General features: G+C 72.4%; 10 protein-coding genes. All 10 read right to left on the bottom strand.

Annotated elements, in window-relative coordinates; all coding sequences use genetic code 11:
• A partial coding sequence (locus Q0112_RS15760) for a S1 RNA-binding domain-containing protein (protein WP_297976928.1) occupies positions 1 to 909 on the bottom strand: 909 nt, incomplete at its 3' end.
• 103 nt (positions 910 to 1,012) lie between these two features.
• Positions 1,013 to 1,636 (bottom strand): (d)CMP kinase, encoded by a 624-nt coding sequence (cmk, locus tag Q0112_RS15765; RefSeq protein WP_297976929.1) that lies wholly within the window; start codon positions 1,634 to 1,636, stop codon positions 1,013 to 1,015.
• A complete protein-coding gene (aroA, locus tag Q0112_RS15770) occupies positions 1,636 to 2,949 on the bottom strand; it encodes a 3-phosphoshikimate 1-carboxyvinyltransferase (RefSeq protein ID WP_297976930.1) in 1,314 nt (437 codons plus the stop codon). The genes cmk and aroA overlap by 1 nt, the downstream gene beginning before the upstream one ends.
• 105 nt (positions 2,950 to 3,054) lie before the next feature.
• Positions 3,055 to 3,756, bottom strand: a complete 702-nt coding sequence (trmB, locus tag Q0112_RS15775) for a tRNA (guanosine(46)-N7)-methyltransferase TrmB (protein ID WP_297976931.1) — start codon at positions 3,754 to 3,756, stop codon at positions 3,055 to 3,057.
• 11 nt (positions 3,757 to 3,767) lie between these two features.
• On the bottom strand, positions 3,768 to 4,937 hold the full coding sequence (metK, locus tag Q0112_RS15780; protein WP_297976932.1) for a methionine adenosyltransferase: 1,170 nt from the start codon (positions 4,935 to 4,937) through the stop codon (positions 3,768 to 3,770).
• A gap of 98 nt (positions 4,938 to 5,035) precedes the next feature.
• Positions 5,036 to 5,404, bottom strand: coding sequence for a helix-turn-helix transcriptional regulator (locus Q0112_RS15785; protein ID WP_297976933.1), 369 nt, complete (start codon positions 5,402 to 5,404; stop codon positions 5,036 to 5,038).
• Positions 5,405 to 5,518: 114 nt separating this feature from the next.
• Complete coding sequence (gene lnt, locus Q0112_RS15790) at positions 5,519 to 7,048, bottom strand: apolipoprotein N-acyltransferase (protein WP_297976934.1); 1,530 nt, start codon at positions 7,046 to 7,048, stop codon at positions 5,519 to 5,521.
• On the bottom strand, positions 7,049 to 7,942 hold the full coding sequence (locus Q0112_RS15795) for a hemolysin family protein (protein WP_297976935.1): 894 nt from the start codon (positions 7,940 to 7,942) through the stop codon (positions 7,049 to 7,051).
• Positions 7,943 to 7,976: 34 nt separating this feature from the next.
• Positions 7,977 to 8,465 (bottom strand): rRNA maturation RNase YbeY, encoded by a 489-nt coding sequence (ybeY, locus tag Q0112_RS15800; protein WP_297976936.1) that lies wholly within the window; start codon positions 8,463 to 8,465, stop codon positions 7,977 to 7,979.
• On the bottom strand, positions 8,458 to 9,489 hold the full coding sequence (locus Q0112_RS15805) for a PhoH family protein (protein ID WP_297976937.1): 1,032 nt from the start codon (positions 9,487 to 9,489) through the stop codon (positions 8,458 to 8,460). The genes ybeY and Q0112_RS15805 overlap by 8 nt, the downstream gene beginning before the upstream one ends.
• Between the last annotated feature and the right edge of the window lie 93 nt (positions 9,490 to 9,582).

The raw sequence follows: 9,582 nt of genomic DNA on the forward strand, positions 1-9,582 counted from the left end.
CGGCTCCAGCTCCACGAAGGCGCCGTAGTCGGTGATGTTGGTGACGCGGCCGGTGTGCCTGGAGCCGATCGGGAACTTCTCCTCGACGGTGTCCCAGGGATCGGCCTGCAGCTGCTTCATGCCAAGGCTGATGCGCTGGGTCTCCTTGTTGATCTTGATCACCTGGACCTTCACGGTCTCGCCGATGTTCAGGATCTCGGAGGGGTGGTTGACCCGCCGCCAGGCCATGTCGGTGACGTGCAGCAGGCCGTCGACGCCGCCGAGGTCGACGAAGGCGCCGTACTCGGTGATGTTCTTGACCACGCCGTCGATCACCTCGCCCTCGGCGAGACGCGCGACGATCTCGGCGCGCTGCTCGGCGCGGGATTCCTCGAGGACGGCGCGGCGGCTGACCACGATGTTGCCGCGGCGGCGGTCCATCTTCAGGATCTGGAAGGGCTGCGGCATGTGCATGAGCGGGCCCGCGTCGCGCACCGGGCGCACGTCGACCTGCGAGCCGGGCAGGAAGGCCACGGCGCCGCCGAGGTCGACGGTGAAGCCGCCCTTCACGCGGCCGAAGATCGCGCCCTCGACGCGCTCCTCCTTCTCGTAGGCCTTCTCGAGGCGGTCCCAGGCCTCCTCGCGGCGGGCCTTCTCGCGGCTGAGCACGGCCTCGCCGCGGGCGTTCTCGACCCGGTCGAGGTAGACCTCGACGGTATCGCCGATGGCGATCTCGGCCGGCTTGCCGGGCTGGCTGAATTCCTTGAGGTCGACGCGGCCTTCCATCTTGTAGCCGATATCGACGATGGCCTGTCCGGCCTCGATCGCGAGCACGATGCCCTTGACGACCGTCCCCTCCTCGGGGGTCTCGAGCTCGAAGCTCTCGTTGAGGAGCGCCTCGAAATCATCCATGGTTGCCGTAGCCGGCATGCAGTTCTCCTTGTGCGTGTTACGGGCCGGGCGGTTGGCTCCGCCGGTCTTGCAATTTGCGAATGCCCGCGAGATGGCCATGCCGCAGGCGTGGTGCAAGCCCCTAGTCCCTGCGGATGCGGCTTTCCACGTAAGCGACGGCCTCTGCGACGGCCGCGTCTATAGAGAGATCCGTGGTGTCGAGCAAGAGCGCATCGGCCGCGGCCCGCATCGGGGCGACGTCGCGGCCGGCGTCGCGGGCGTCGCGCTGGCGGATGTCGGCGAGGACGGCGGCGTAGGAGGGGGCGCCGAGCTCCTTCTGGCGGCGGGCGGCGCGGGCGGCGTCGGTGGCGGTGACGAAGAGCTTGGCCTCGGCCTCGGGGCAGATGACGGTGCCGATGTCGCGGCCGTCGAGGACGGCGCCGCCCTCGCGGCGGGCGAAGCGGCGCTGGAAGTCGAGGAGGGCGGCGCGGACCTCGGGGAGGGCGGCGACCTTCGAGGCGGCCTGGCCGGCGCGGGCGGAGCGGAGGTCGGGGCGCTCGAGGTCGGCGGGGGTGAGGCGGCGGGCGAGTTCGGCCGACCAGAGCGGGTCGACGACGCCGCGGCCGTCCTCGAGCGCCTGCACGCCGACGGCGCGGTAGAGCAGGCCGGTGTCGAGATGGGCGAAGCCGAAGTGCGCGGCGAGGGCGCGGCCGATGGTGCCCTTGCCGGAGGCGGCGGGGCCGTCGATGGCGACGGTGAAGGGCATCAGCCGGTGAGCCTGGCGCCGAGGCAGCGCATGAGCTCGACGAAGCTCGGGAAGCTGGTGGCGATGGTGGCGGCGTCGTCGATCGTCACCGGCTGGCGGGCGGCGAGGCCGAGGCAGAGGAAGGACATGGCGATGCGGTGGTCGAGCCGGCTGGCCACGGTGGCGCCGCCGGTCACGCCGCCCGGGCCGCGGCCGTGCACGATGAGATAGTCGTCGCCCTGCTCCACCTTCACGCCGCAGGCCTCGAGGCCCTGGGCCATGGCGTCGATGCGGTCGCTCTCCTTCACGCGCAGCTCGCGGATGCCGTGCATGGTGGTCATGCCCTCGGCGTTGGCGGCGAGGACGGCGAGGATCGGGTATTCGTCGATCATCGAGGCGGCGCGCTCGGGCGGCACCTCGATGCCCTTGAGCGGGCCGAAGCGGACGCGCAGGTCGGCGCAGGGCTCGCCGCCCTCCTCGCGGCGGTTCTCGAGGGCGACGCCCGCGCCCATCTCCTGCAGCGTGATGTAGAGGCCGGCGCGCGTCGGGTTGAGGCCGACCCCGGGGAGGGTGATGTCGGAGCCCTCGACGAGGAGGGCCGCCGCGACCGGGAAGGCGGCCGAGCTCGGGTCGCGCGGCACGGCGATCGTCTGCGGGCGGAGCTCGGGCTGGCCGGTGAGGATGATCGCGCGTCCCTCGGGGGTCTGCTCGGTGCGGACCCTGGCGCCGAAGCCGCGCAGCATCCGCTCGGTATGATCGCGCGTCGCCTCCTGCTCGATCACCACGGTCTCGCCGGGCGCGTTCAGCCCAGCGAGGAGCACCGCCGACTTCACCTGCGCCGAGGGCACGGGCGTCGCATACTGCACCGGCATCGGGTTGGCGGCGCCGGTCAGCGTGATCGGCAGCCGCCCGCCGCGGCGACCGCGCGCCTCGGCGCCGAAGAGGGCGAGCGGCTCGGTGATCCGCCCCATCGGCCGGCTGCGCAGGCTGGCGTCGCCGGTGAAGGTGGCGGTGATGTCGGTGGTCGCCATCGCGCCCATGACGAGGCGGACGCCGGTGCCGGAATTGCCGTGGTCGAGCACGTCCTCGGGCTCCTGGAAGCCGCCGATGCCGACGCCGTCCACCCGCCAGGTGCCGGTCCCGACCCGCTCGACGCTGGCGCCGAAGGCGCGCATCGCCCGGCCGGTGTCGAGGACGTCCTGCCCTTCGAGCAGGCCGCTGATCCGCGTCTCGCCGACGGTCAGCGCCCCGAGGATGAGCGCGCGGTGCGAGATCGACTTGTCGCCCGGCACCTCCGCCCGACCCGTGAGCGGACCGGAGGCTTCCGCCCGCATCGGTTTCGGCTCGTCATGCCCCCCCACCCTCGTCCTCCGCCGCTGCGCTCGTTTCCGACCTCATACGGGATCGGCAGACGCCGGTCCATCGGCTCGCTGTCGCGTTCAGTCCCGGCGGAAGGTCAGATACTGCGGCCGGCGCCCGGCGGCGAGCGCCTTGGCCTCGTAACGTGTCCCCGGCCAGCCGGGCCAGGGCGCGTCCTCGACCGACGCCACGGAGAAGCCGGGTGCGGCCGCAACCGCCTCGAGGGCGTGGCGGGCATAGTCGGCGATGTCGGTCGCGAGGCGCAATTCGGCGCCGGGCGCCATCGCGCGGTGGAGCTCGGCGAGGTTCTCCGGGCTCGCGAAGCGGCGGCGGTGGTGGCGCGCCTTCGGCCAGGGGTCGGGGTAGAGCAGGAAGACGCGCGCGAGCGCGCCGTCCGGCAGGAGCTCGATCAGGTCGCGCGCGTCGCCCGGATGCAGCCGGACGTTGGCGAGGCCGGCGGCGTCGATCCTGACCAGCGCCATGGCGACGCCATTGACGAACGGCTCGCAGCCGAGGAAGCCGACCTCGGGATGGGCCGCCGCCTGGTGCACGAGATGCTCGCCGGCGCCGAAGCCGACCTCGAGCCAGAGCGGGCGCCGGTCGGGGAAGAGCGGGCCGAGCGGGGCGCGGCCCGGGTTCTCGTCGGGCGAGACGCCGGGGATGCCGAGCTGCGGCAGCAGCGTGTCGAGCATTCGCCGCTGCGACGGCTTCAGCTTCTTGCCGTGCCGGCGCCCGTAGAGGTTGCGCCGCTGCCCCGGCGCCGCCTCGCCCCCGGTCTGCATGGCGCGGCCGGTCAGACCGCCCTGGCGAGCGCCTCGGTCAGATCGGTCCGCTCCCAGGAAAAGCCGCCCTCGTTGTCGGGGGCACGGCCGAAGTGGCCGTAGGCCGAGGTACGCTGGTAGATCGGCCGGTTGAGCCCGAGGTGGGTGCGGATGCCGCGGGGCGTCAGGTCCATGACCTCGGCGACGGCTTTCTCGATCGCTTCCTCCGGGACCTCGCCGGTGCCGAAGGTGTCGGCGTAGATCGAGAGCGGCCGCGCCACGCCGATGGCGTAGGAGAGCTGCAGCACGCAGCGCGAGGCGAGCCCGGCCGCCACCACGTTCTTCGCGAGGTAGCGGGCGGCATAGGCGGCGGAGCGGTCGACCTTGGTCGGATCCTTGCCGGAGAAGGCGCCGCCGCCGTGCGGCGCCGCGCCGCCGTAGGTGTCGACGATGATCTTGCGCCCGGTCAGGCCGGCGTCGCCGTCCGGGCCGCCGATGACGAACTTGCCGGTCGGGTTGACGTGCCAGACCGTCTTCTCGGTCAGCCAGCCCTCGGGCAGCATCTCGCGCACGTAGGGCTCGACCATCTCGCGCACGTCCCTCGACTCCATGCTGGCGTCGAGATGCTGGGTCGAGAGCACGAGGCAGGCGACCTCGACCGGCTTGCCGCCGGCGTAGCGCAGCGAGAGCTGGGCCTTGGCGTCCGGGCCGAGGCGGGGCTCCGCGCCGCTCTTGCGCGCCTCGGCCAGCCGGCGGAGGATGGCGTGCGAATAGTGCAGCGGCGCCGGCATGAGCTCGGCCGTCTCGTCGGTGGCGTAGCCGAACATGATGCCCTGGTCGCCCGCGCCCTCCTCCTTGCCCTCGCCGGCGTCGACGCCCTGGGCGATGTGCTCGGACTGGCCGTGGATGTAGTTGTGGACGCGCAGGTTGGCCCAGTGGAAGCCCTTCTGCTCGTAGCCGATGTCCTTCACGCAGGCGCGGACGATCTCCTCGACCCGGCTGAGGATGCTGCCGGGGCCGCGCACCTCGCCGCCGACGATCACGCGGTCGGTGGTGGCGAAGGTCTCGCAGGCGACGCGCGCCTCCGGATCCTCGGCCATGAAGGTGTCGAGCACCGCGTCGGAGATGCGGTCGCAGACCTTGTCGGGATGTCCCTCGGACACCGACTCGGAAGTGAAGAGGTAATCACTGCGACTGCTCATCTCGTAATCCACCCAGGTTGACCGATCGCCACTCCCTACGCAGGGTCGCAAACGGGGTCAACCGGAGTCGCCCGCCTCGCCGCTCGCGGCAGCGCCGGTCAGGCCGAATCGCCGCGGAGCGAATGCAGCAGCGCCAGCACCGACGCGCGGGTGTCGCTGTCGTGGATGCCGGCGAAGGCGTGGGTCAGCGTTGCGATCTCCTCGGTCAGCACCGCTTCGCTCGCCGAGACCGGCTGTTCGGACGCGAGGCCCTCGAAGAAGTAGCCGGGCGGCACCCCGAGGAAGGCGGCGATCTGGTAGAGCCGCCCGGCCCCGATCCGGTTCATGCCCTTCTCGTACTTCTGGATCTGCGAGAAGGTCACCCCCAGGTGCCGCCCCAGGCGTCCCTGGCTGAGCCCGAGGGCCTCCCGGCGCCGGCGTATCATGTTGCCGACGTGACGATCGATCTCGCTTGCTGACTTGGCCACCGGAACTCACCTCACCACATACGCACGGGCACCGGGCGGCGCGCGGCATGGATCGCCGCCGCACCCTGCCTGCGGATACAGGCCGCAGGCCCCGGATCGCTCCCCTGATCCCAGCTATCTGCGCAACTTTAGGAAAAAGCCACCGCTGCGCGGCCAGACAGTTAATCCGGCCAGCGCGACGATCAAAGTCAAGGTCCAGAAATCGCCGTGGCGAGCGTAGAAGGTCGGCTGTAACGGCGCAGGAAGCAGGGTGTCGAGCGCGCCCGTTTCACCAAGGCCGAGGCGCGCGACCACCCGGCCGAACGGGTCGATCATTGCCGAGACGCCGGTGTTGGCGGCGCGGGCCAGCGGCAGGCCCTGCTCGATCGCCCGCATCCGCGCCTGGGCGAGGTGCTGCCACGGCCCCGAGGCCTCGCCGAACCAGGCGTCGTTGGTGACCTGGACCAGCCACTCCGGCCGGCCTTCCGGGGCGCGGAGGCCGGCGGGGAAGATCGCCTCGTAGCAGATGAGCGGCAGGAAGGGCGGCAGGCCGGGCACGGCGACGAGGTGCGGCCCGTCCCCGGGGGTGAAGCCGCCGCGGGTGAGCGGCGCGAGCGCGGGAAGGCCGAGGCGGGCGATGGCGCGCTGGAAGGGGATGTATTCGCCGAAGGGGACGAGGTGGTGCTTGTCGTAGACCGCGGCCGGGGTGCCGTCGGGGTCGAGGACGGCGAGGGAGTTGAACCAGCGGTCGCCCTCGGGGGTCTGCTCGACGCGGCGGATGCCGAGGACGAGCCGGCCCGGTGCCGCGGCGGCCGCCGACTGGGCGAGGAGCTCGGGCGCGTGGCCGAGGACGAAGGGGACGGCGGTCTCGGACCAGATGGTGACGTCCGGGCGCGGCTGGGCGGCGGTGAGGGCGAGGTGGCGCTCGTAGAAGAGCTGCTCCATGCCCGGCTGCCATTTCAGCTCCTGGCGGGCGTTCGGCTGGACGAGGCGGACGAGGAGCGGGGTCTCGCGCTGCGGCGCGGGCTTGGCGAGGCGCCAGGCGCCCCAGCCCCAGCCGGCAGCGAGGAGGGCGAGGGCGGCGAGGAGGGCGCGGCGGGTGGCGAGCGCGGGCAGGAGGGCGGCGACCAGGGTAAGGAGGCCGAGGGCGAAGGGGCCGAGGAAGGCGGCGGTCTGCGCCACCGGGGTCTCGACCCAGGCGTAGGCGGGCAGGCCCCAGGGGAAGCCGGTCAGGACGCGGGAGCGGGCGTAGTCGGCGAGGGTCCAGAGGGCGGCGAGCAGGAGGAGGCGGGCGAGACCGGGGCGGCCGAGGGCGCGGGCGAGGGCGAAGGGGACGGCCCAGAAGAGCGCGAGGCCGCCGGCCATGCCGACGAGGGCGAAGGGGGCCATCCAGCCGTAGACCTCGGGCTCGACGAGGAAGGGCTCGACGATCCAGAAGAGGGCGGCGGCGAAATGGCCGGCGCCGGCGGCCCAGCCGAGCCAGAAGGCGGCGCGCGGGCGGGGGGCGGCGTCGAGGAGCCAGAGGAGAGGGGGGAGCGCGGCGAAGAGGACGATGGGCCAGGAGACGGGCGGCTGGGCCAGTGCCGAGACGGCGCCGCAGGCGACGGCCAGCGCCAGCCGCGCCGACGGGCCGAGGCGCGCGAGTCGCCGTTCGGGGGCGATCACCTATTCAGCGGCTTCCGCCGGCGCCCGGGCGGCGGCGGCGAGGCGCACGCGCAGGCTGTTGATGCGCCGCGCGTCGGCGTCGACCACCTCGAACTCGTGGCCCTCGGGGTGGATCACCACCTCGCCGCGCGCCGGCACCCGGCCGGCGAGGCGGATGACGAGGCCGCCGAGGGTGTCGACCTCCTCGGCGAGCTCGGGCGGCGCGAGGCTGACGCCGGCGACCTGCTCGAAGTCGTCGAGGTCCATGCGCGCCTGGGCGAGATAGATGCCGGGGGCCTCCTCGCTCCAGAGCGGGCGCTCGGCCTCGTCGTGCTCGTCGGCGATGTCGCCGACGATCTGCTCGAGCACGTTCTCGATGGTGACGAGGCCGTCGACGCCGCCGTACTCGTCGATGACGAGCGCCATGTGGATGCGGGCGGCCTGCATCTTCTGCAGCAGCACCCAGATCGGCATGGAGGGGGGCGCGTAGAGGAGCGGGCGGATCAGGCCCTTGAGGTCAAAGGGCTCGGACCGGGTGCAGAAGCCGTACTTGAGCGCGAGGTCCTTGAGGTGCACGAGGCCGAGCGGCTGGTCGAGCGTCTCGGAATAGACCGGCAGGCGGGAGAGCGTGCTCTCCTGGAAGACGGCGACCACCTCGTCGAGGGTGGCGTCCTCGGAGATCGCGACGATGTCGGCGCGCGGGACGCTGACGTCGTCGACGCGCATCCGGCGCAGGTTGCGGAGGTTGAGGCTGGGCCCGCGCGCGCGTCCGTTCGCGGTGCGAGGCAGCGGGTCGACGTCGGAGGACTCGCGACCGAAGATGCGGGAGAAGAACGATCGGGCCGGACTGTCAGGGTCGGCGTCTTCGGGCCCGGCGGCTGCCGCGCCGGCGTGCCCGTCTGAGGTCTCGGCCATCTATCCTGTCCGCAAGCACGCCCGAGTGGCGCCCCTAGGCGGAATATGGGTTCGCCACGCCCATGCTGGCAAGCACTTTCGTCTCGATTTCCTCCATCGTCTCGGCCTCGGCGTCGAGCGCATGGTCGTGGCCGAGAAGGTGCAGGACGCCGTGCACGACGAGATGCGCCGCATGGTCGGCGAAGGTGATCCCGGCCGCCTCGGCCTCGGCGAGGCAGGTGTCATAGCCGAGCGCGACGTCGCCGAGGAAGAGCGGCCCCTCCCCCGGCTCGCCGGGCGGCACCGGGATCTCGCCGGAGAAGGCGGGCCAGCTCAGCACGTTGGTCGGCGTCGCCTTGCCGCGGAACTGCCCGTTCAGCTCCGCCATCTTCGCGTCGTCGGCGAGGAGGAGGCCGATCTCGTGCTGGTCGGGATCGCGGCCGACCGCCTCGAGCGCCGCCCGCGCCGCGCGTTCCGCCACGGCCGGGATGCCGGCGGCTTCCCAGCGCGGATCCTCGATCACCGGCTCGACGGTCTCAGCCATCGCGCGGCGGCCCGGCGCCGTCCCAGGCGCGGATGATGCGGGCGACCAGCGAATGGCGCACCACGTCGTCGGCGGAGAAGTGGGTGAAGCCGATGCCCGGCACCCCGCGCAGGATCCGCTCGGCCTCGATCAGCCCCGAGGGCACGCCGAGCGGCAGGTCGATCTGGGTGGTGTCGCCGGTCACCGCCATGCGGCTCCCCTCGCCGAGGCGGGTCAGGAACATCTTCATCTGCATCGTGGTGGCGTTCTGCGCCTCGTCGAGCACGACGAAGGCGTTCGACAGCGTGCGGCCGCGCATGAAGGCGAGGGGTGCTATCTCGATCTGCCGCTCCTCGATCAGCTTCGCGACCTGCTTCGGCGGGAAGAAGTCGTTCAGCGCGTCGTAGAGCGGCTGCATGTAGGGGTCGACCTTCTCCTTCATGTCGCCGGGGAGGAAGCCGAGCCGCTCGCCGGCCTCGACCGCCGGGCGCGAGAGGACGATGCGGTCGACCCGCCCGTCGATGTACATCGAGGCGGCGGCCGCGACGGCGAGATAGGTCTTGCCGGTCCCGGCCGGGCCGATGCCGAAGACGAGCTCGTGGCGGAAGAGGTTGCGGACGTAGACCTCCTGCATGGCGCTGCGCGGCTCGACCAGCTTGCGGCGGGTGCGGATCTCGAGCGGCTCGCCGGAGAACATGTCGAGCTGGCTCATCCGCGACTCGCCGCCCGACGCCCCGCCGCGGTCGGCGGGCGCGAGGCGGATCGCCGCGTCGATGTCGCCCGGCGTGACCGGCCGGCCCTTCTCGAGCCGCTCGTAGAGGCTGCGGAGCACCTGCTCGGCCTGCTCGCGCTCGGGAGCCGCCCCGTGCAGGGTGAGGTGGTTGCCACGGCGGTGGATCGCCACGCCGAGCCGTGATTCGATCTGCACGATGTTGCGGTCGAGCTCGCCGCAGAGATCGATCAGGAGGCGGTTGTCGGGGAATTCGAGGAGTGTCTCGGACGGGTCATCCGGGATCGAGGCGGGGTTCGGGGCGGTGATCGCCAATGTGCCTCCGGGGCGCACGCTCTGCGGAACTGCTCAACTTGGAAAAGAGTGCCCCAGCCTCAGGCACCGCGCAAGCGTCTTGGGGGTCACGGG

The sequence above is a fragment of the uncultured Amaricoccus sp. genome, assembly GCF_937858865.1.
Classification (GTDB): Bacteria; Pseudomonadota; Alphaproteobacteria; order Rhodobacterales; family Rhodobacteraceae; genus Amaricoccus.

What these genes read in the sequence shown, in the direction of transcription:
- cmk (WP_297976929.1), bottom strand. Translation starts at nt 1,636, where the DNA reads ATGCCCTTCACCGTCGCCATCGACGGCCCCGCCGCCTCCGGCAAGGGC.
- aroA (WP_297976930.1), bottom strand. Translation starts at nt 2,949, where the DNA reads ATGCGGGCGGAAGCCTCCGGTCCGCTCACGGGTCGGGCGGAGGTGCCG.
- trmB (WP_297976931.1), bottom strand. Translation starts at nt 3,756, where the DNA reads ATGCAGACCGGGGGCGAGGCGGCGCCGGGGCAGCGGCGCAACCTCTAC.
- metK (WP_297976932.1), bottom strand. Translation starts at nt 4,937, where the DNA reads ATGAGCAGTCGCAGTGATTACCTCTTCACTTCCGAGTCGGTGTCCGAG.
- Q0112_RS15795 (WP_297976935.1), bottom strand. Translation starts at nt 7,942, where the DNA reads ATGGCCGAGACCTCAGACGGGCACGCCGGCGCGGCAGCCGCCGGGCCC.
- ybeY (WP_297976936.1), bottom strand. Translation starts at nt 8,465, where the DNA reads ATGGCTGAGACCGTCGAGCCGGTGATCGAGGATCCGCGCTGGGAAGCC.